Source organism: Aminobacter sp. J44 (assembly GCF_007829415.1).
Taxonomy (GTDB): domain Bacteria; phylum Pseudomonadota; class Alphaproteobacteria; order Rhizobiales; family Rhizobiaceae; genus Aerobium.
Map to the genome: position 1 here is coordinate 20,509 of NZ_VLJG01000020.1, position 20,033 is coordinate 40,541.

Annotated in this window: 19 protein-coding genes; 10 read left to right on the plus strand and 9 right to left on the minus strand. The window is 63.4% G+C overall.

All coding sequences use genetic code 11. The annotated features are described in order from the left end of the window. Positions 1-12: 12 nt before the first annotated feature. The 8 genes from L610_RS09615 to L610_RS09650 all read left to right on the plus strand — a co-directional run bounded on the left by L610_RS09615 (position 13) and on the right by L610_RS09650 (position 10,714). Positions 13-1,305, plus strand: a complete 1,293-nt coding sequence (locus tag L610_RS09615) for a DUF6638 family protein (RefSeq protein WP_024849141.1) — start codon at positions 13-15, stop codon at positions 1,303-1,305. A gap of 3 nt (positions 1,306-1,308) precedes the next feature. Then, the gene (locus tag L610_RS09620; RefSeq protein WP_024849142.1) at positions 1,309-2,427 is read left to right on the plus strand and encodes a DUF2333 family protein; all 1,119 of its coding nucleotides are present in this window, start codon (positions 1,309-1,311) and stop codon (positions 2,425-2,427) included. 367 nt (positions 2,428-2,794) lie between these two features. Further along, positions 2,795-4,474, plus strand: a complete 1,680-nt coding sequence (locus L610_RS09625; RefSeq protein ID WP_024849143.1) for a formate--tetrahydrofolate ligase — start codon at positions 2,795-2,797, stop codon at positions 4,472-4,474. A 105-nt stretch (positions 4,475-4,579) separates the two neighbouring features. Further along, positions 4,580-5,287: a phosphatase PAP2 family protein gene (locus tag L610_RS09630; protein WP_144704567.1), complete on the plus strand. Its 708-nt coding sequence runs from the start codon at positions 4,580-4,582 to the stop codon at positions 5,285-5,287. Positions 5,288-5,515: 228 nt separating this feature from the next. Then, positions 5,516-7,705 (plus strand): anthranilate synthase, encoded by a 2,190-nt coding sequence (locus L610_RS09635; RefSeq protein ID WP_144704570.1) that lies wholly within the window; start codon positions 5,516-5,518, stop codon positions 7,703-7,705. A gap of 4 nt (positions 7,706-7,709) precedes the next feature. Further along, positions 7,710-8,618 carry a cation diffusion facilitator family transporter gene (locus L610_RS09640; RefSeq protein ID WP_024849146.1) on the plus strand — a complete coding sequence of 303 codons (909 nt, stop codon included), beginning with the start codon at positions 7,710-7,712 and terminating at the stop codon, positions 8,616-8,618. Between the two features lie 405 nt (positions 8,619-9,023). Further along, positions 9,024-9,794 carry an SDR family NAD(P)-dependent oxidoreductase gene (locus tag L610_RS09645; RefSeq protein ID WP_024849147.1) on the plus strand — a complete coding sequence of 257 codons (771 nt, stop codon included), beginning with the start codon at positions 9,024-9,026 and terminating at the stop codon, positions 9,792-9,794. Then, positions 9,791-10,714 carry a 2-dehydro-3-deoxygalactonokinase gene (locus tag L610_RS09650; RefSeq protein WP_144704573.1) on the plus strand — a complete coding sequence of 308 codons (924 nt, stop codon included), beginning with the start codon at positions 9,791-9,793 and terminating at the stop codon, positions 10,712-10,714. Before L610_RS09645 ends, L610_RS09650 begins: the two co-directional genes overlap by 4 nt. Here L610_RS09650 and L610_RS09655 read toward each other — a convergent pair. From L610_RS09655 to L610_RS09690, 8 genes are all read right to left on the minus strand, one after another. Next, complete coding sequence (locus L610_RS09655) at positions 10,693-11,226, minus strand: gluconokinase (protein WP_034330536.1); 534 nt, start codon at positions 11,224-11,226, stop codon at positions 10,693-10,695. The two genes, L610_RS09650 and L610_RS09655, sit on opposite strands and share 22 nt — an antisense overlap. A gap of 1 nt (position 11,227) precedes the next feature. Beyond that, complete coding sequence (locus tag L610_RS09660) at positions 11,228-11,548, minus strand: hypothetical protein (protein ID WP_024849150.1); 321 nt, start codon at positions 11,546-11,548, stop codon at positions 11,228-11,230. A gap of 13 nt (positions 11,549-11,561) precedes the next feature. After that, complete coding sequence (locus L610_RS09665) at positions 11,562-12,326, minus strand: amino acid ABC transporter ATP-binding protein (RefSeq protein WP_024849151.1); 765 nt, start codon at positions 12,324-12,326, stop codon at positions 11,562-11,564. Positions 12,327-12,352: 26 nt separating this feature from the next. Continuing rightward, positions 12,353-13,153, minus strand: a complete 801-nt coding sequence (locus tag L610_RS09670; protein WP_024849152.1) for a transporter substrate-binding domain-containing protein — start codon at positions 13,151-13,153, stop codon at positions 12,353-12,355. 35 nt (positions 13,154-13,188) lie between these two features. Beyond that, the gene (locus L610_RS09675) at positions 13,189-13,845 is read right to left on the minus strand and encodes an amino acid ABC transporter permease (RefSeq protein WP_024849153.1); all 657 of its coding nucleotides are present in this window, start codon (positions 13,843-13,845) and stop codon (positions 13,189-13,191) included. A 10-nt stretch (positions 13,846-13,855) separates the two neighbouring features. Further along, a complete protein-coding gene (locus tag L610_RS09680) occupies positions 13,856-14,527 on the minus strand; it encodes an amino acid ABC transporter permease (protein ID WP_144704576.1) in 672 nt (223 codons plus the stop codon). A gap of 195 nt (positions 14,528-14,722) precedes the next feature. Beyond that, positions 14,723-15,742: a LacI family DNA-binding transcriptional regulator gene (locus tag L610_RS09685; protein ID WP_024849155.1), complete on the minus strand. Its 1,020-nt coding sequence runs from the start codon at positions 15,740-15,742 to the stop codon at positions 14,723-14,725. A gap of 152 nt (positions 15,743-15,894) precedes the next feature. After that, positions 15,895-17,688: a feruloyl-CoA synthase gene (locus tag L610_RS09690; protein WP_024849156.1), complete on the minus strand. Its 1,794-nt coding sequence runs from the start codon at positions 17,686-17,688 to the stop codon at positions 15,895-15,897. Positions 17,689-17,804: 116 nt separating this feature from the next. Between L610_RS09690 and L610_RS09695 the strand changes: the two genes are divergently transcribed. Beyond that, positions 17,805-18,575 carry a crotonase/enoyl-CoA hydratase family protein gene (locus tag L610_RS09695; RefSeq protein ID WP_034330539.1) on the plus strand — a complete coding sequence of 257 codons (771 nt, stop codon included), beginning with the start codon at positions 17,805-17,807 and terminating at the stop codon, positions 18,573-18,575. A gap of 8 nt (positions 18,576-18,583) precedes the next feature. Continuing rightward, positions 18,584-19,054: a MarR family winged helix-turn-helix transcriptional regulator gene (locus tag L610_RS09700; RefSeq protein WP_024849158.1), complete on the plus strand. Its 471-nt coding sequence runs from the start codon at positions 18,584-18,586 to the stop codon at positions 19,052-19,054. Here L610_RS09700 and L610_RS09705 read toward each other — a convergent pair. After that, positions 19,051-19,962, minus strand: a complete 912-nt coding sequence (locus tag L610_RS09705; RefSeq protein WP_144704579.1) for a LysR family transcriptional regulator — start codon at positions 19,960-19,962, stop codon at positions 19,051-19,053. The two genes, L610_RS09700 and L610_RS09705, sit on opposite strands and share 4 nt — an antisense overlap. Positions 19,963-20,033: the final 71 nt, after the last annotated feature.

Sequence of the window (20,033 nt, forward strand, 5' to 3'; positions counted from 1 at the left end):
GGAGAAGCACTAATGGACCTTCTTCTCGACAATGAACTAATCTACGGGCGGTTGCTGCCGATCGAGGAGCCGCATCTGATCGAGCGCTACAACAAGGCGCTGGCGGCGTTCGGTCTGCCGCCGACGAAGCTGTCACGCATCGAGATCGACCGGTCCGGTTTCTCGCCGCAAGTGGCCGAGGAACTCGGCGATCGGGACTATCTCGACCCGAACGGCATCAACCGCCGCTTCATCATTCTCACCCCGCAGCAGATCGAGCTGCCGGTGGTGCACACGGCGTTCTCGAACACCTCGCAGCTGCTCTACGAGTTCCTGACCGCCAATTCGCGCGTCATTAACGCGCTGACGATCAAGGACGTGATCTACGGCGAGATCGAGGATTCGGTTGCCAAGGTCGAGGACATCGAGGACCTGCTCTCGGTGAACCAGGTCGAGTTCCGGGTGCTGTCCGCCGAGGACGTGACCGGCAAGGCGAGCGAGCTTGCGACGCTGATCGACCGGCTGAAGCAGGAGCCGGATTTCTGGCGCGATACGGCGACGCTCGAGCGCATGGTGGAGCTCGCGAAGGTCACTGGCGACATTCGCCAGAACGCGCTGGTGCCCGACCAGGTCATCTTCCGTCACACGGCCTACTGGACCAGCCATTTCGGCGGTTTTTACGTCTTCGTCGATCCCGGGATGACGACGGTAATCAGCGATCCGTCGGCGCCGGGCTTCCGCCGCTCGCGACCATGGCAGGTGAGCTATCTGTCGCTGCACGATCCTGAGCGGGTATTCCGCTTCCTGCTCGAAACGGGCCGGATCGAGCTGCCGCGCGCGTCGTGGATCGACCAGTCCGGCTATCTCGAGCACCGCGCCGAAATGGCCGTGCGCATGCTGATCCACCAGTCGGACCCGGAGCGGGATCTGACCCAGGTCGACCGCATCTGGCTGCAGACGTGGATCCATTCGCACGCCGACCTGATCAACCGCGAGGGCACGTTCCCCTTCCTCAACGCGATGAAGCGCGAATTGGCGCAGTACGGACAGATCAGGATCGATGAGGTGCCGCCGCACAGGCGGTTCCTGCTCGTGCGGGCGAAACCTGGTCACCCCGACGCATGGCTCACGAACCGGCTGATCTCCGACTTCGTGCCGTTCGACTTCATGTCGCGCTACATCTTCAACAAGCAGGGCTTCTATCGCGACTACCAGGGCTTCAATCAGGTCTGGCGCCGCCACGTTGTGGAGACGCTGAAAGATACGTATTTGAAGGATAAGGCAGGCTACCGCCTGCGCCTCTATGGCCTCAAGGACCGAGGGTGAGACATGCTGGACCCGATCGTGAACTTCTTCACCCGCATCTTCCAGGCCATCGGCAAGGGGATCGGCATCGTCATCGCCTGGATCTGCTGGCCGTTCGTCGCGGCGGGGCGCTGGTACACACAGCGCGGCTGGGTCATCAAGGCACCGATCGCGGTCCTGTTGCTGATCATCGTCTGCCTCTACGGCTATTTCTTCTGGGTCACGCAGCGCTGGACGAACTTCAATCCGGACTACCCGCAACAGTATGCCTCGTTCAGCCGGGTACCGGCTGCCAACGCGTCGATGCCGGGCGAAAGCAATGGCGGGGGCGCGAATTCCTGCAGCCCTTCTGCCATCACCGTGGTTGCGGCTGACCTGATCGACTTCAACGTCAACCAGAACGCCTGGATTTCCTCGATGCTGGTGTCGAAGCTCGGCTTCTTCGGCATCGAGTGGCGGCACACGCCGTTCTTCGACAACAAGGCGGCCTTCCAGCTCGGCATCAATCAGGTGCTGCGCCGCACGACGACGGAGCTGGTCGACACGCTTGGTCGCGTGCGCGGCACGTCGCAGATCGACCAGAACCTGCAGGACGCCCGCACCGCGATGGCCTGGAGCGAGACTGCCTGGTACATCGGCATGCGCGGCCCGACTCGGCCAACGCCGAGCGTCTACCGCGAAGGCATGCAGAAGCTGCGTGCCTTCAACGCCAGCCTCGAGGCCTGCAACGCGACGTTCGACGCACGCGCCGACAACCTTATGCAGTTCCTCGACCGCATCGCCGGCGATATCGGCTCGACTTCCGACATCCTGCGCCAGCGCATCGAGGCGTCCGACGCTGGCTGGTTTGATGTCCGTGCTGACGACCGCTTCTGGTTCGCCTACGGCCAGCTCTACGCCTACTACGGCATCCTGACGGGAGCGCGCGCCGATTTCGCTAACGTCATTGCCGAACGCAATCTGACTGCGCTGTGGACCAGGGTGGAGGCTCAGCTGCGCGCGGCGCTGAATGTGCAGCCGTGGATCATTTCGAACGGCAACGAGTCGAGTGCGTTCTTCCCGTCTCACCTTGCAACGATGGGGTTCAACCTGCTTCAGGTGCGTTCGAATCTCGTCGAGCTGCGTCAGGTCCTCGATCGCTGACAGCACAAGGATGACGCGTTTTCCGGAGCCCGAGAGGCTCCGGAAGCGCCCTTTATCTTCGGACTGTATCCCATATTGGATGTCGTAACCGGCGGCTGCTGGTGACGAGGCGTCGTTTATCGCGTCGTACCGCAATTTTGCCCCGCGAGATCGAGCGTTTTTGCACCTGAGTCACGCTTCCCACTTGGCAGGTTTTTCGATGTTGTATACAGTCTGTCGACATCTAAAGAGTTTGACGCCGTGTCGCATTTTGCGCATTGCACGGCACAATCGAGATGGCGCGGATGAGCTTGATCCGGCTTTGATGCGCACGAACTCGGACCGCGTTGCGCGGTCCGTTCCGTAACCAGGGGAGCGAGGACCGTTTATGGCCGAATTCAAATCCGACATTCAGATCGCGCGCGCCGCGAAGAAGAAGCCGATCATGGAGATCGGTGCCAAGCTTGGCATCCCGTCTGAACACCTTCTGCCTTACGGCCATGACAAGGCGAAGGTCTCTGCCGAGTTCATTAAGTCGGTCCAGGGCAACAAGGACGGCAAGCTGATCCTGGTCACCGCGATCAACCCGACCCCGGCGGGCGAGGGCAAGACCACGACGACCGTGGGTCTCGGCGACGGTCTCAACCGCATCGGCAAGAAGGCTGTGGTCTGCATCCGCGAAGCCTCGCTCGGGCCGAACTTCGGCATCAAGGGCGGTGCGGCAGGCGGCGGCTATGCGCAGGTCGTGCCGATGGAGGACATGAACCTCCACTTCACCGGCGACTTCCACGCCATCACCACCGCGCACAACCTGCTCTCGGCCCTGATCGACAACCACATCTACTGGGGCAACGAACTCGGCATCGACACTCGCCGCGTCGCATGGCGCCGCGTGATGGACATGAACGATCGCGCGCTGCGCCAGATCGTCTGCTCGCTGGGTGGCGCGGCCAACGGCTTCCCGCGTGAGGCCGGCTTCGACATCACCGTGGCGTCGGAAGTTATGGCGATCCTCTGCCTTGCGACCGACCTCAAGGATCTCGAGCGCCGCCTCGGCGACATCATCATCGGCTACCGCCGCGACAAGAGCCCGGTTTTCGCCCGCGACCTCAAGGCCGACGGTGCGATGGCCGTGCTCCTCAAGGACGCGATCCAGCCGAACCTCGTGCAGACGCTCGAGAACAACCCGGCCTTCGTCCACGGCGGCCCGTTCGCGAACATCGCGCATGGCTGCAACTCGGTTGTCGCTACCACGACCGCTCTGAAGATCGCCGACTACGTCGTGACCGAGGCAGGCTTCGGTGCTGACCTTGGCGCGGAGAAGTTCTTCGACATCAAGTGCCGCAAGGCTGGCCTGAAGCCGGCTGCCGCGGTCATCGTCGCGACCGTCCGCGCGCTCAAGATGAACGGCGGGGTCAAGAAGGACGATCTCGGCCAGGAGAACGTCGACGCCGTCCTGAAGGGCTGCCCGAACCTCGGCCGCCACATCGAGAACGTGAAGCAGTTCGGTGTTCCAGTCGTGGTGGCGATCAACCACTTCGGCACCGACACCGACGCTGAGATCGAGGCGGTCAGGGCCTACGTCAAGGAGCAGGGCACTGATGCAATCCTGTGCCGCCACTGGGCAGAGGGTTCGGCCGGCATCGAGGACCTCGCTCACAAGGTCGTCGAGCTGGCAGAGTCGGGCCAGGCGCAGTTCGCTCCCCTCTATCCGGACGAGATGAAGCTGTTCGACAAGATCGACACCATTGTGAAGCGCATCTATCGCGGCTCGGAGGCTGTTGCCGACAAGAGCGTGCGCGACCAGCTGCACCAGTGGGAGGCACAGGGCTACGGCAACCTGCCGGTCTGCATGGCCAAGACCCAGTACTCGTTCTCGACCGACTCGAACCTGCGCGGTGCGCCGACCGGCCACGTCGTGCCGATCCGCGAAGTGCGTCTCTCCGCAGGTGCCGGCTTCGTGGTCGCGATCTGCGGTGAGATCATGACCATGCCGGGCCTGCCGAAGTCGCCGTCGTCCGAGCGCATCTTCCTCAATGAGGAAGGTCAGATCGAAGGTCTCTTCTAAGAGAACCAGCAAGCTCAGGCAGCGGAGGCGCCGTCACTCGACGGCGCCTTTGCTTTTTGTGCTTTGGCTCTCTGAAATCTCCGGCGAATGGGCTAAACGGAGTGCATGAGTAAATCGAGCGTTACCGATCTCGTCAGCGGCATGCGCGACATGCGCTGGGCAACCAGGCCCGCGTTCGTGATCGCGATCATCTCCATCGCCGTATTCGCCTTCCTCTCCTACCAGGTCGGCGGGGATGGCCTTGCCGGCTTCGACTCGCAGATCCTCCTGTTCTTCCGCGATCCGCAAAATCTTGCCGATCCAATGGGGCCGGAGTGGCTGGAAAAGGCGATCCTCGAGATGACGACGCTCGGCGGTTATCCGGTGCTGATCACGCTGGTGACGGCAGTGGTCGGCTTCCTGATCGTCTCCGGGCAGTACGGCCCCGCGATCTTCACCGTCGGCGCCATCGTCTCTGGCACCATGGCCAGCAGCATGTTGAAGCACGTCATCGACCGGCCGCGACCGCAGGTCGTCGACCATCTGGTGCACACCTACACGGCGAGCTTTCCGAGCGGCCACGCGACGATGAGCGCGGTCGTCTACCTGACGCTGGCGGTGCTGATCGTACGTCTGTCCGATCGCTTCCTCGTGCGCCTCTATGTGCTGTGCGCGGCGATCTTCCTCACCTTCATCGTCGGCATGAGCCGCATCTATCTCGGCGTCCACTGGCCGAGCGACGTGCTTGGCGGCTGGGCGCTGGGAGTTGCGTGGGCGAGCCTGTCCTGGCTGGCCGTGTCAGGCCTGCGCGAGGTGCGCAGCCACGAGCGTTGAACTGGTTATTGGAGCCGCTGGGAATCTCCTTGCCGCGCGGCGCAATCGCAGCTATTGAAAACGCATGAACACGATCTCGACCTGGAACCGTTGGTGGTGGCGCTGCTTATAGCGGCCGGTTGAGCGCGTGTGCGTGAAAGTGGGGATGGCCGCAACGGATTTCCGGGCGGCCATTTTGTTTTCAGGTTGGTTCGGATCCGTGAGTGCCGGAACAAGTGGAGACAGGTAATGACGGTCCAACTGACTGAAGACGGCGGCGAGCGATATGTTACCAAAGGTGGCATAACGGTCACCCGGCGCCGGCACGAAACCGCCTACGCAGGCGCAATTGAAGCCTATATTGACGGCCTTGATTCCCGTCGTGGCTGCGTGTTCTCGTCGAATTACGAGTATCCGGGCCGCTACACCCGCTGGGACACCGCGATCATTGATCCGCCCCTGGTCGTCAGCGCGCGTGGCCGCGCCATGAAGATCGAGGCGCTGAACAAGCGCGGCGAGGTGCTGCTTCCCGTCATCAGGAGCGCGCTCGATACAGAGACCGCGGTGACCCTCAACGAGGTCACTGATACCCGCATCTCGCTCACGGTCGCCGAGCCCGACCGCGTCTTTGCCGAGGAAGAGCGCTCGCGCGTTCCAACCGTCTTCACGGTCCTGCGCGCGCTCGTCAACCTGTTCCGCTCGCCCGACGACAGCAATCTCGGCCTCTATGGCTCGTTCGGCTACGACCTTGCCTTCCAGTTCGACCATGTCGAAATGAAGCTGAAGCGGCCGGAGAGCCAGCGCGACCTGGTGCTCTACCTGCCGGACGAAATCCTCGTCGTCGACCACCACTCAGCGAAGGCATGGCACGACCGCTACGACTATTCAGGCGAAGGCTTCTCGACCGAGGGGCTGGAGCGTTCGGGCGAGGACGCTCCCTTCAAGCCGTCTGACCGCATCCCACCGCGCGGCGACCATGAGCCGGGCGAATATGCCCGTCTTGTCGAGAAGGCGAAGGAGAGTTTCAAGCGCGGCGACCTGTTCGAGGTCGTGCCCGGCCAGATGTTCTTTGAACGCTGCGTCTCGAAGCCCTCGGACATCACCCGGCGCCTGAAGAAGATCAACCCGTCGCCGTACTCCTTCTTCATCAACCTCGGCGAGGGCGAGTACCTTATTGGCGCCTCGCCGGAAATGTTCGTGCGCGTCAACGGCCGCCGGGTCGAGACCTGCCCCATCTCCGGCACGATCAAGCGCGGCGACGATGCCATCGCCGACTCCGAACAGATCCTCAAGCTCCTCAACTCGAAGAAGGACGAGTCGGAGCTGACGATGTGCTCCGACGTCGACCGCAACGACAAGAGCCGCGTCTGCGAGCCTGGCTCGGTGCGCGTGATCGGCCGCCGTCAGATTGAGATGTACTCGCGCCTGATCCACACCGTCGATCATATCGAGGGTCGCCTGCGTCCGGACATGGATGCATTCGACGCGTTCCTGTCGCACGCGTGGGCGGTGACGGTTACGGGCGCGCCCAAGCTGTGGGCGATGCGCTTCATCGAAAATCACGAAAAGAGTCCGCGCGCATGGTATGGTGGTGCCATCGGCATGGTGCACTTCAATGGCGACCTGAACACCGGCCTCACGCTGCGCACCATTCGCATCAAGGACGGAATTGCCGAGGTGCGCGCAGGTGCCACGTTGCTTTATGACTCCGATCCGGCCGAGGAAGAGGCCGAAACCGAACTGAAGGCATCCGCCATGCTGACTGCGATCCGTGAAGCGGCGACCGCACAGGCCTCGGCCACCGAGAGCGAAGACGCAAAGGTAGGCGAGGGGGTCACGATCCTGCTGGTCGACCATGAAGACTCGTTCGTGCACACCCTGGCGAACTACTTCCGCCAGACGGGTGCCAACGTTGTTACCGTGCGCACGCCCGTACCGGAGGAAGTTTTCGATCGCGTCAACCCGGACCTCGTCGTCCTGTCGCCGGGACCCGGCATGCCGAAGGATTTCGACACCAAGGCAACGATCGAGAAGGCGCGCAAGCGCGACCTGCCGATCTTCGGCGTCTGCCTTGGCTTGCAGGCGCTGGCCGAGGCTTATGGCGGCGAGCTGCGTCAGCTCTCGGTTCCGGTGCACGGCAAGCCTTCGCGCATTCGCGTGAACAAGGCGGGCACCGTGTTCGCCGGCCTGCCGAAGGACGTCACCGTCGGCCGCTATCACTCGATCTTTGCGGATCCGGTGCGCTTGCCGGATGACTTCATCGTCACGGCGGAGACCGAGGACGGCGTCATCATGGGCATCGAGCACAAGCGCGAGCCCGTCGCTGCGGTGCAGTTCCATCCGGAATCCATCATGACCCTCGGCCAGAACGCCGGCATGCGGATGATCGAGAACGTCGTCGCGCACATGCCGCGCAGGGCCAAGCACAAGGCAGCCTGAAGCCATGGAAGCCAAGCGACGGGTTAGGCGGCTTGCCGCCTGGTCGATCTTCATCGCCTTTGCGGTGATGGCGCTCAAGTTCGTCGCCTGGCAGATGACCGGCTCCGTCGCGCTCTACTCGGACGCGCTGGAGTCGATCGTCAACGTGATTGCGGCATCTGCCGCGTTCTGGGCCATCTCGGTCAGTCAGAAACCGGCTGACCAGGACCACCAGTACGGCCACCACAAGGCTGAGTATTTTTCCGCCGTGCTCGAGGGCGTGCTGATCGTAGTCGCGGCGCTGCTGATCCTCGCCGAGGTTTGGCGTACCTTCCAGAACTACGCGCCGCTGGAGCATGCCTGGCAGGGCTTTGCCGTCAACGCGCTGGCCGCCGTCGTCAACGGGGTGTGGGCGACGATGCTGATCCGCACCGGCCGCCGTCACAAGTCGCCCGCGCTGGAAGCCGACGGCCGCCACATCATGACCGACGTGGTCACCTCATTCGGCGTGCTGGCGGGTCTCATTGGCGCCGTGCTGACTGGCTGGTACATCCTCGATCCGCTGCTGGCGATGCTGGTGGCGCTCAACATCCTCTACCAGGGCTGGAAGGTCATCACCTCGTCGCTGGACGGGCTGATGGATCGCGCGGTACCGCTGGAAGAACATTTGCACATCCGCGATGTCATCTCGGCTAATTCAAAGGGCGCGCTCGAGGTGCATGACCTGCGCACTCGCATGGCCGGTCGCGCGACCTTCATCGAGTTCCACATGGTCGTAGAGTCGGAAATGACCGTGGGCGAAAGCCACGCCATCTGCGACCGCATCGAGGAAGCGCTGCACAACGAGATCCCGTCCGTGCGCGTTGTCATCCACGTCGAGCCGGACGACGAGGCCAAGCTGCCGGTCGGTACGGCGGCGGTACCGTTCGCGTAGGGTTGGATTTGCGGGCACGACTTGGGGCGGACCGCCTGGAGACGCGACCCGTTTGGCGCTCGGGAATCTGAAGACTTCACGGTCTGCGGGACACAGCCCCCTCCGTCGCCTTCGGCGACACCTCCCCCACTTCGTAGGGGAGGATCTTCGGGCAGCGCAGGTGAGGACGGTGGTGAGTCGACGTCAGGCAGGCAGAATTCCGAACCACAGATCAGGACAACCACAGAGCTGCTCAAAACCGCGACCTCGGATCCCCCATTTACGGGGCGAGGGGGACCTGCGAAGCCTGGTGGAGGAGGCTGCATCAGCAGCCTCCAAGAAAGGCCAGCGGCACAGCGCCAGTTTACTTGCTAAGCACCCGAAACCTCGTCATCCTCCCCCTCCTGCGAGGAGACGGGAGGAGCCATGAAGTTTTCCGCGACGTTTCATGATCTGGCCGGCAAGTCGGTCTTCATCTCCGGCGGCGGCTCAGGCATTGGCGAATATCTGACCGAGGGGTTCATTGCTCAGGGCGCGGACGTTGCCTTCGTCCAGCGCTCGGACGCCACAGAGCTCTGCGACCGGCTGGAAAAGAACTATGGCTCGCGCCCGCTCTTCATCAAGTGCGACGTGACCGACATTCCCGCGCTGCAGGACGCGATCGCACAGGCCGCCAGGGCCAATGGCGACATCAACGTGCTGGTGAACAACGCCGCGTGGGACAACCGCCATCCGCTCGACGGCTTCACGGTCGAGGAGTGGGACTACATGCAGGCGGTGAACCTGCGCCACTACTTCTTCGCCATTCAGGCCGTGGCGCCGGGCATGCGCAGGGCGGGCGGCGGGACGATCGTCAACTACTCCTCGATCTCCTACATGATGGGCAACGGCGCCTATGCCGCCTATACGGCCGCCAAGGCCGGCATCACCGGCATGACCCGCGGCCTCGCGCGCGATCTTGGCGGCGACAACATCCGCGTCAACGCGTTGATGCCCGGCTGGGTACTGACCGACCGCCAGCGCGAACTGTGGGTCGACGAGAAGTCGCTCAAGGCGCATATCGACCGCCAGTGCCTCAAGCTCGAAATCCCGCCCGAGGCGATGGTCGAGCCGACGCTGTTCCTCGCCTCGGCCGCCTCTACCGTGATGACTGGCCAGGCGCTGGTCGTTGACGCCGGCGTGGTGGTGACCGGATGACGCCGTTCATCGCGGCGGTCGACTGGGGGACCTCATCGTTTCGCCTATGGTTGCTGGATGCCGACGGGCAGGTGATTGCGGAGTCCCGCAGCGACGAAGGCATGATGAAGGCGCGGGACATTGGCTTTGCCTCCGTGCTCGACCGGCATCTCGACGACGTCTCCGCGCCGGCCGAGCTTCCCGTCGTCATCTGCGGCATGGCGGGAGCCAAGCAGGGCTGGCGCGAGGCGAACTATCTCGAGACGCCGGCGGCGCTGAAGGAACTGGTTGAGAACTCGGTAAGAATCGGCGCGAAGCGGCCGATCCACATCCTGCCCGGCATTTGTCAGCGCGATGTGCGGTATCCGGATGTGATGCGCGGCGAGGAGACACAACTTCTCGGCGCGGTGGCTGAGGGAACGCGCTCTGGCCTCGTCTGCATGCCCGGGACCCATTCGAAATGGGTGCAGCTGGACGAGGGGAGGGTTACCCGGTTTTCCACCTTCATGACCGGCGAGCTTTATGCGGCCATTGCCGGCCACACGATCCTGAAACTTGCGCTCGCCGATCAGCCGGATGCGTCTCCGGACGCCCAAGCGTTCAGCCGTGCGGTCCTGCGGGCGATGGAAAATCCCGAGCAGGTGACCGCGCGCCTTTTCTCCATCAGGTCCGGTCCGCTACTTGGGTTGGCGGAGGCGGCGGAAGGCGCCGCAAAGCTGTCGGGCGAACTGATCGGGCTGGAGCTTGCGGGTGCGAGGGCGCAGTTCGGCCGGGTGGAGGCGGTGACGCTGGTGGGAGCGGGAAAGCTCTTCGAGCTTTACCGCGCGGCACTGGAAGCCGCCAGCATGAAAGTCCATCCCGTCGATGCCGATGCGGCAGTTCGCGCCGGGCTGCTTTCAGCGGGGACGGCGTTGTTCGGTCAGGCAGTCGCCGGCGCGTAGCGCGCGGTGACTTCACGCACCAGCTGCTTGATCGGCCGGGTGGCATCGAGCGAAATGTGCGCTTCGTCGACTGTCGGCGGCTCCAACGTCGCGAACTGGCTGTCGACGAGGCTCGCCGGCATGAAGTGGCCGGGGCGGTTGCTGACGCGCCGCCAGGATTCATCGCGGCTCAGCACTAGGTGCACGAAGACGATGTCGGGCGCGAAGCTGCGAAGGCGATCGCGGTAGATCCGCTTCAGCGACGAGCAGGTCGCGACCACGCGCCTGCCCGCGGCAATCTCCTCGGCGACCGAGCGCCCGATCGTGTCGAGCCAGCCGGCGCGGTCGTCGTCGGTGAGCGGGGTGCCGGACGCCATCTTGGCGACATTCGCGGCCGGATGCAGGCTGTCGCCCTCAATGAAAGTAGCTTTGAGAGCCTTCGCAAGCGCGCTACCGACGGCGGTCTTTCCGCAACCGGTTACGCCCATGACGATGAAGGCGGGACACTTCGTTGAAGGTGCTGCAGACTCCATTTTACTGGACGACTTCGAAGACGTGGTGGTGAATGCGACCGTCGAACATTGTCATCAATTCGCCGGTAACACCACGGCTTTCAAAGCGGATCGGCGCCTCGAGCGCCTTTGCAAGCGCAGCCTCGTCGTCGAACGCCATCGTCAGCGTCAGCGGGAAGGAGGGAGCTCCTTCGTCGCGGTCGATGGCGAACAGAACGCGGAGCTCGCGGATGCCGGGGAACTGCTTCCACATCGGGATGAGGCGTTCCTCAACGAAGGAGCGAAACTGTTGTTCGCGTCCGGCGTGAATCTGGCCCTCGAAAAGAGCCTGGCGGATGAGCATGATCTGATGCGCCTTATACGTGGGAGATCTGGCCGAGGAAGGTGCGCGTGCGCTCCTGCTTCGGATTGGAGAAGAACTCCTCCGGCTCGCCGACCTCGACGATTTCGCCCTGGTCCATGAAGATCACGCGGTCGGCCACCTTGCGGGCAAAGCCCATTTCGTGGGTCACGACCATCATCGTCATGCCTTCGGTGGCAAGGTCGATCATGGTGTCGAGCACTTCCTTGACCATCTCGGGATCGAGGGCGGAGGTCGGCTCGTCGAACAGCATGATCTTGGGGTTCATGCAGAGCGCGCGGGCAATCGCCACGCGCTGCTGCTGGCCGCCGGAAAGCTGGGCCGGGTATTTGTCGGCCTGCTCGGGGATGCGAACGCGGGCGAGATATTTGCGGGCGGTCTCCTCAGCCTCGGCCTTGGAGATCCCACGCACCTTGATCGGCGCCAGCGTGCAGTTTTCCAGCACGGTCATGTGCGGGAACAGGTTGAACTGCTGGAACACCATGCCGACGTCGCGGCGGACCTTCTCGACGTTCTTCGGGCCGGCGGTGAGCTCGATGCCGTCGACGAAGATCTGGCCCTTCTGGACCGTCTCAAGCTGGTTGACGCAGCGGATCAGCGTCGACTTGCCCGAGCCGGATGGGCCGCACACGACGATCTTCTCGCCGCGCGCGACATCCAGGTTGACGCTCCTGAGGGCGTGATAGTCGCCGTACCACTTCTCCACGCCCTTCATGCGAACAGCGGGCATGTCTGCGCCGTTAGTGTTTGTCGCGGACATAACCCGCTCTCCTCTTCTGGCCAGACTTACTCGGACTTCTGCAGGAACTCAGGCAGCGGAGCCTGGACCCACTTCTCGTGGAGCTCGTTCAGCTTGCCGTTTTCCTTGTTCTTGGTCAGGAACGCGTTGATGAATTCCATCAGCTCGGTCTGGCCCTTGCGGGTTGCGATGCCCTGGCTCTGCTGGCGCAGCGACATCTTGACGTCGAAACGGCCCGGAGCGGCGGTGTCGAGCTGCGAGACGACGACGTTCGAAGCGCCCATCAGCGGAACCTGACCCGACAGCAGGGCCTGAACGGCCGAGGCGTCGTCATCGAAGCGCTGGATGTTGGTGCCTTCCGGCGCGATCGCGGTGACCGAGGTGTCCTGGGTCGAGGCGCGCGCGACCGCGATGTTCTTGCCGGCGAGGTCGGCGGCTTCCGTCACCTCGGTGTTCACGTCGCCGTAGACGAAGATCTCGATGCCGGCATAGCCCTGCGAGAAGTCGACCTGCTCGGCGCGCTCCGGCGTAATGCCGAGCGAAGCGACGAGGATGTCGACCTGGCCGGAAAGGAGGTACGGGATACGGTTCGGGCCGGTCACCGGCACGAGGTTGACCTGCACGCCCATCTCCTCGGCCAGCAGCTTGGCGACGTCGGCGTCATAGCCGTCCGGCTGGCCCTGGTCGTTGATGATGCCGAACGGGGCGAAGTCGACGAGCATGCCGATGTTCACCGTGCCGCGCGACTTGATCTCCTCAACAGTCTGCGCGGAAGCACCCGAAGCGAGCGCGCCCAGGCTGAGCGCGGCGCCGAGCGCCAGACCGGCGATCTTCCCGAAAATGTTCATTGTGGTTTCCTTCCCTATTGTAACTCAGGTTCTCGTCAGCGACGCGTTGTTGCTGCGAAACGGTTCTCCATGCGGCGGGCGTAGATCGACAACGGCCAGCACAGGATAAAGTAGATCACGGCGACGAGACCGAACACCTTGAACGGCTCGAACGTCGCGTTGTTGATGATCTGGCCAGCGCGGGTGAGCTCCACGAAGCCGATAATCGAGGCGAGCGACGTGCCCTTGATCAGCTGCACCAGGAAGCCGACCGTGGGCGCAACAGCGATCTTTGCGGCCTGAGGCAGGATCACCGACTTCATGCGGTCGTAGTAGGACAGGCCGAGCGCCCAGGAGGCCTCTGCCTGGCCGCGCGGGACCGCCTCGATGCAGCCGCGCCAGATCTCGCCGAGGAAGGCGGAAGCATGCAGCGTAAGCGCGAGGCCGGCGGCCAGCCACGGATTGATGCCGACACCGGAAATGTTCAGGCCGAAGAAGACCAGGAACAGCTGCATCAGCAGCGGCGTGCCCTGGAACAGGCGGATGAAGCCCATGCAGAGGTTGCGCAGGATCGGGTTCTGCGAGACGCGGCCGAGCGCGATCAGCAGGCCGCCAACGGCGCCGCCGGCAAAGGCGACGGCCGAGAGCAGAATTGTCCACTGAACCGCGGAGACGATGAACCAGAACTCGGTGGGGCCGAAGGGACGGATCATAATTTTCTCCCTATCGGGCCATCGGGTAATTGAAGGCCCAGCGCTGGATCATCGAGAACAGGCCGGAAAAGGCGAGTGCGAGGACGAGGTACATCGCGGTGATGACCAGGTAGACCTCAAAGGCCGCGAAGGTCTGCGACTGGATGTTGTTGCCCGCAGCCGCAAGGTCAGTCGCGGAGATCACCGAGACGACGCTGGATGACAGCATCAGGTAAATGAACTGGCTGGTCAGCGCCGGATAGATCGTGCGCAGCGCCGGCTTCATGATGATGTAGCGGAAGATCTGCGCGCGGCCGAGGCCAAGCGCGGTGCCTGCCTCAACCTGACCGCGGTTGATCGACTCGATGCCGGCGCGAACGATCTCAGTCGCGTAGGCGCCGACATTCACCGTCAGCGCGGTCAGCGCCGCGACATTCGGGGACAGGCGGATGCCCAAAGTCGGCAGAGCGAAGAAGATGAAGAAGATCTGCACCAGAAACGGCGTGTTGCGGATCAGCTCGATGTAGCAGTCGATGATGAAGCGCAGCGGCTTCGGACCTGCCGTCTTGCCGATTGCGCAGGCAATGGCGACGATCGTGCCGAGGATCATCGCGCCGAACGAAAGTTCGACCGTCACGAGTGCGCCTGCAAGCAGCTGATCAAAGTTGGCAAAGACGGGTGCGAATTTGAACTGGTAGCCCATGACGAACCTCCCGGGACATCCGCCATGCGGAACGGCCTCGTCACGCCATTGGTTGGCGCGTTTAGATCGATCTAAGTGTCAAAACATTTTCGAGTCAAGCGAAGTTGTGCCGGCTTCGGCCTTACGTTTCGTCGGTTCCTGGGGATGATCTGCCCGTGGGGTGAAGCAGGCCGGGCGGCTTATCGCGTTGAAAAGTCACGCGTCGGCGAAGTCGCGCACCGGACCGCACGAGCCGCGCTGGACGAAATAGGTTGGCTCGACTTTTGTGAGGAATTCCGCGTCCGGCTGCTGGATTCGGCGCAGGAATAGGTTCGCCGCGCTCTCTCCCACCTTGAACGGTTCGGTCGCGACGGAAGCGAGTCCCGGAATCACGAGATCGGTTTCGGCGACATTGTCGAAGCCGATTAGCGACACGTCGCGGCCTGGCATGACGCCAAGGTCGCACAGGCCGCGATGGAGGCCGAGCGCCAGCACGTCGTTGTGGCAGAGGAGGGCCGTGGGCCGGATGCGCTGGTTCATGATCTCCGGGACTGCCATGCGAGCGGCTTGGTGGGTGGATTCGAGATGCCGGACGAACAGCGGCTCCAGTCCTCGCGCGGACATTGCCTCGCGGAACTTGGCGAGACGTTCGGTGTGGGCGGAGTGATAGAGCGTGCTGGCGATATAGCCGATCTTGCGGTGGCCGAACTCGTAAAGGCAGTTGACGGCCTCGTGCATGCCATCGTGCTGGTCCATGCCGGAATAGTCGGTCACAGTTCCGGGCACGGCGCGCAACGTTTGGATGATCGGCATGCCCCACTTCAGAGCATCCTCGATGAAGCGCTTTTCGGTGCCAGCCGCGGGGCAGACGATCAGACCGTCGACGCCATGCTCGCGTGCTCGCCCAACGAACATGTCCTGCTTGACCGGGCTGTCGTAGGAATTTGCCAGGATGACGGCGAAGCCTGCCTTTTCCAGCACCGACTCGATGCCGGACAGGAGCACGGCGAAGAACGGGTTGGTCAGGTTGGGAATGATGACGCCGACGGTCTGGCTGCGCGAGGCGCGCATGCGCGCGGCGCCGAGATTATAGACGTAGCCGAGTTCGGCGATCGCCTTCTCGACCGCTTCGCGAGTCGCGGAGCTGACGAGCGGGCTATTGCGGACGACGAGCGACGCGGTGGCGCGGGAGACACCGGCATGCCGTGCTACATCAAGAAGTGTGACCCGCTTCATCGCCAGCTTCGTTTAGATCGATCTAATCGATTTTGTAACGGCAAAGCAGAACGCCGTAAAGGGCGGCTGTCCCTGACCGGGCCGGTCGCAACGCGAAAGGCGCGCCGCAACGGCGCGCCTTTGAAATGGGTCGACAGACTCCGCAGGCCTTATCAGACCGAGATGACGCGGTCCGAGCCAGCGTAGATTTCCTCGACCAGATCGGCGCGATTGCGCAGCACCGCGCGCTGGTTGATCGAGCCCTTATCGGTGACCTCGCCAGCCGCCATCGACGGCGGCTCCTTCGCGATGATCATGCGCACAACGCGGTTGGACGAGCCGGAGGACCTTTCAGCAAGCGAGACCAGCTTCTCGCGCAGCTTTTCCCGCAGTGCCGCATCGTCGGCAAGATCCGGGTCGCGGGGGAAGACGATCGCGCCGAGATATGGCTTGTCGGGGGCCGTCAGAGCAACGTCCCGGATCAGCTCGCCGAAATGGTCGATGATCTGCATGCGCAGCGCACCAGTCGATACCCAGGTGCCGGTATCGAGCTTGAAGTTTTCCGCGGTGCGGCCGTCGAACTTGAAGCCCTTGGAGAAATCGTCAACGTCGATCGGGAGCAGCGCGTCACCGAGGCGATAGAAACCTTCTTCGTCGAAAGCGTCGGCGGTCAGCTTCTGCTGGCGCCAGTAGCCCGGCGTGATGTTGTCGCCCTTCACGCGTGCATCGTATTTGCCTTCATAGGTCACCAGCTTGAGCGTGACGCCGGGGACGGGCAGGCCGACGTTGCCGGCGCCTTCCTGCGGCCAGGTGCAGAACAGAGCCGCAGGAGCCGTTTCGGTCGCGCCGAGGCCCGCGCCAATCAGCACGCGTCCGCCGGTGGTGTCGACCGCCAGCTGCTCAAGCGCTTCCCAGCTTGGCTGCGACAACGAAGCGCCCGCGTACCAGAGCATGCGCAGGTTCCTGAAGAAGTTCCGGCGCAGCTCCACGTCCTTCTGCAGCTCCGGGATCAGCATGTCGAAGCCGGTCGGAACGTTGAAGTACCAGGTCGGTGACACTTCCTTGAGGTTGCGGACGGTCTTGCCGATCTCCGCCTTGGTCGGGCGGCCGTCGTCGAGATAGAGCGTGCCGCCGTTAGTCATGACCATGTAGAAGTTCTTGTTGCCCGCAGCCGTGTGGTTCCACGGCGCCCAGTCGAGCAGGACCGGGGGCTCCGTCTTCATGAAGGAGAAGGCCTGGCGGATGGCCGCCTGGTTGGCGCAGATCATCCGGTGGGTGTTGATCACCGCTTTCGGCGTGCCAGTCGAGCCCGATGTGAACAGGAACTTTGCGATCGTATCGCCGGTGATTTCCGCGTTGGCGGCGTCCACAGCATCGGTCGGCTCGGTCTTCAGCAGATCCGCAAAGGGAATCGCGCCCTCCGTCGCCTCATCGGCGATGAACGGAATGTCGGGAACGGTTGCCTTGATCGCCGGCGCGAACGCGCGCGCGTCAGCAGCGTAGACCATGCCCGGAGTGATCGAAGCGAGGACGTCCTTCAGGCGCGTATAGTCGCCGTTCAGCGAGTACTGCGGGGAGAGGGGAGCGTAGGCGACACCGGCATAGACGGCCGCGAGGCCGAGCGTCGCATGTTCGATGTCGTTGCCGGAGAGGATCGCCAGCGGCCGCTCTGCCGACAGGTTCTTGTCGAGCAAGTACTGCGCGATGCGGCGCACGCGTTCCAGCATTTCGCCGTAGGTGATGGTGCGCCAGCCGTTGCCGCCCTTGCGGTCGGCGATGAAGACGCGCTCCGGCGTCTCCTTCGCGTATTTCTCAAGTGCGTCTGTAACTCGCGTCGGATAGCTCGGCTGTGGCATCCGGTCGGTGACGTAGATCGTGCCGTCCTCCTTGACGGTCACAACCGGCGAGTAGGTGTGAAACTCCACCGGGCGCATAGGCGCGCCCTTCCAGTCCTGTGAGTAGGACATTCGGCCTCCCTGATCCTCTTCCCAATGGCGCACAAATTGTCGCCTACCCTTGCGGGTCCTATCTGATATGATGCATAACTGTTTACTCGGAAACAAGAGTGCATTTGGAGGAAGACATGGCGTTTGTGGAATATAGCATCGAGGACGGGATCGCGCGGCTGACGCTGACGCGGCCGGACAAGCGCAACGCCATGAACGATCAGATGCTGGCCGACCTCGAGGTTGCGGTGGATCAGGCGGCCTCCGAGGCGCTGGCGGTAGTGATCTGCGGGGAGGGCGATCACTTCTGTGCCGGGCTCGATCTTGCCGAGCATTCGTTGAAGACCGCGATCGAGGGGATCGACGGTTCGCGTAATTGGCACCGCGTGTTTCAGAAGATCCGCGGCGGCCGCATTCCCTATTTCGCGGCGCTGCACGGGGCAGTGATCGGTGGCGGCCTCGAGCTCGCCTCGGTCGCGCATGTGCGCGTTGCCGACCGCACCGCATTCTTCGCCCTGCCGGAAGGCCAGCGTGGCATTTTCGTCGGCGGCGGCGGTTCCGTGCACACCTCGCGCATCATGGGCGTGCCGCTGATGACCGACATGATGCTGACTGGCCGGGTGCTCGACGTCGATGAGGCGCGCCAGGCAAACATCGTCACCTACGTCACGCCTGCTGGTGAGGCGCTGGCAAAGGCGACCGAGCTCGCGAAGAAGGCAGCCACCAACGCTCCGCTTTCCAACTACGCGGTCATCAACGCGCTGCCGCGCATCCGCGACAGCGGGTACGATGAAGGCCTGTTCTTCGAATCGATGATCGCCGCCTTCACGCAGACGACGCCGGAAGCCCATGAGCGCCTGCGCGCCTTCCTCGAAAAGCGCGCCGCCCGCATCGCCCCAAAGGAATAATCCCGTTCATGCCCGGGCAAGACGCACTCGCGGAAGCCGAGCTCACCCTCGGTGAGATGGAGGCTTCTGCGAGCTTCATGCTGCGAATTGCAGAGCTCGTGGCCTATGACGCGGTGGCGTCCCTGCAGGGCGACATCGACCTCAGCCTGCCGGAACAGACGGTGCTCATCGCAATTGCGATGAACCCGGAAGCGCGGCAGGGTTCTGTGGCGGATCTCCTGCGGATCCGCTGGCCGAACATGACGAAGATGGTCGCTAGGCTGGAGAAGAAGAAGCTCATCTCCCGCCGGGTCTCGCCCGAGGATCGTCGCGTCGTCACGCTGTCGCCCACGGAAGAAGGACGGGCGCTGGCGGAGCAGCTGCGCACGCGGCTCGTCAACGACGATCGCCGCGCGCTTGCCATGCTGAACGATGCCGAGCGCGAGCAGCTCGTGTCGCTGTTGCGCAAGGTGATCGGCTGGGGTGTAAGCGGCGACTAAGCGCTCTCGGGCAAAGCCAGTTCGCGGATTGCCTGCACGAGTATGCTGGCCGGAGGCGGTACGATTCCCTTGCGGCGACGGTAGATGCGAAACGAGCGCTGCCACTGCAGCTCCGGAACGGCGATCTTCACCAGACCCTCGCTGCCATGCTCGTGCGGCATCCGGGGTTCCGGAAGCCAGCAGAGCAGGTCCTGTATCTGTGCCGCCGAGCGGATCACGCCGATCGAGCGTGAGGCGATGGCCGGCTGGCGCGGCTCGATCCCGCGATTGTGGAAGCGCCGGTACCATTCCTTGGCGATCGGCGTTCCCATTGGCGGCAGCACCCAGTCGGCTTCCGCGACTTCCTCCAGGCTGACCTGCTCGCGACCGGCGAGCGGATGCGACGGCCGCGCGTAAACGTGGACGTCGTCCTGCAATGTGTCAGGCGTCGCCAGCGTTATCTCGTCGTCGGCGTAGGGCTCCGGCGATATGGCAATGTCGATGTCGCCGCTCTTCAGGCCCTCGAGCAGAAGATCCTCCATCTCTTCGACGATCTGGAACCGCACGTCCGGATGCTTTTCCCGCATCCGGGCAATGGCGGTGACGATGAAGCTCGGCACGACGCTCGCCACGCCACCGATGCGTACGACGCCCCGGCTGGCGCCCCGCATTTGACGGATCAGGTCTTCAGCGTTGGCGACTTCCGAGACGACCAGCCGTGCATAAGGCAACAGCGCCTCGCCATAGACGGTTAGCACCACGCCGCGGGTGGTGCGCTCGAACAGCTGAACACCGTAGCTTGCTTCAACCAGTTTCAGCGTCCGTGTCAGTGCGGGCTGGGTCATGTTGAGGGCTATCGCCGCGCGGCCAAGGCTGCCGTGGCGGGCGCATTCGAGCAGGACTGAGGCGGAGCGAACATCCAAAGTCATAACTGATCGTAATGACTTTGCGCAGATTCTGTAAATAGCGGTAAAGGGCGGTGCGTGCGATACTTTCACTT

Excerpts from the sequence above, each read along its gene's own strand:
- L610_RS09615 (WP_024849141.1), top strand. The coding sequence starts at position 13 with ATGGACCTTCTTCTCGACAATGAACTAATCTACGGGCGGTTGCTGCCG.
- L610_RS09620 (WP_024849142.1), top strand. The coding sequence starts at position 1,309 with ATGCTGGACCCGATCGTGAACTTCTTCACCCGCATCTTCCAGGCCATC.
- L610_RS09625 (WP_024849143.1), top strand. The coding sequence starts at position 2,795 with ATGGCCGAATTCAAATCCGACATTCAGATCGCGCGCGCCGCGAAGAAG.
- L610_RS09630 (WP_144704567.1), top strand. The coding sequence starts at position 4,580 with ATGAGTAAATCGAGCGTTACCGATCTCGTCAGCGGCATGCGCGACATG.
- L610_RS09635 (WP_144704570.1), top strand. The coding sequence starts at position 5,516 with ATGACGGTCCAACTGACTGAAGACGGCGGCGAGCGATATGTTACCAAA.
- L610_RS09640 (WP_024849146.1), top strand. The coding sequence starts at position 7,710 with ATGGAAGCCAAGCGACGGGTTAGGCGGCTTGCCGCCTGGTCGATCTTC.
- L610_RS09645 (WP_024849147.1), top strand. The coding sequence starts at position 9,024 with ATGAAGTTTTCCGCGACGTTTCATGATCTGGCCGGCAAGTCGGTCTTC.
- L610_RS09650 (WP_144704573.1), top strand. The coding sequence starts at position 9,791 with ATGACGCCGTTCATCGCGGCGGTCGACTGGGGGACCTCATCGTTTCGC.
- L610_RS09655 (WP_034330536.1), bottom strand. The coding sequence starts at position 11,226 with ATGGAGTCTGCAGCACCTTCAACGAAGTGTCCCGCCTTCATCGTCATG.
- L610_RS09660 (WP_024849150.1), bottom strand. The coding sequence starts at position 11,548 with ATGCTCATCCGCCAGGCTCTTTTCGAGGGCCAGATTCACGCCGGACGC.
- L610_RS09665 (WP_024849151.1), bottom strand. The coding sequence starts at position 12,326 with ATGTCCGCGACAAACACTAACGGCGCAGACATGCCCGCTGTTCGCATG.
- L610_RS09670 (WP_024849152.1), bottom strand. The coding sequence starts at position 13,153 with ATGAACATTTTCGGGAAGATCGCCGGTCTGGCGCTCGGCGCCGCGCTC.
- L610_RS09675 (WP_024849153.1), bottom strand. The coding sequence starts at position 13,845 with ATGATCCGTCCCTTCGGCCCCACCGAGTTCTGGTTCATCGTCTCCGCG.
- L610_RS09680 (WP_144704576.1), bottom strand. The coding sequence starts at position 14,527 with ATGGGCTACCAGTTCAAATTCGCACCCGTCTTTGCCAACTTTGATCAG.
- L610_RS09685 (WP_024849155.1), bottom strand. The coding sequence starts at position 15,742 with ATGAAGCGGGTCACACTTCTTGATGTAGCACGGCATGCCGGTGTCTCC.
- L610_RS09690 (WP_024849156.1), bottom strand. The coding sequence starts at position 17,688 with ATGTCCTACTCACAGGACTGGAAGGGCGCGCCTATGCGCCCGGTGGAG.
- L610_RS09695 (WP_034330539.1), top strand. The coding sequence starts at position 17,805 with ATGGCGTTTGTGGAATATAGCATCGAGGACGGGATCGCGCGGCTGACG.
- L610_RS09700 (WP_024849158.1), top strand. The coding sequence starts at position 18,584 with ATGCCCGGGCAAGACGCACTCGCGGAAGCCGAGCTCACCCTCGGTGAG.
- L610_RS09705 (WP_144704579.1), bottom strand. The coding sequence starts at position 19,962 with ATGACTTTGGATGTTCGCTCCGCCTCAGTCCTGCTCGAATGCGCCCGC.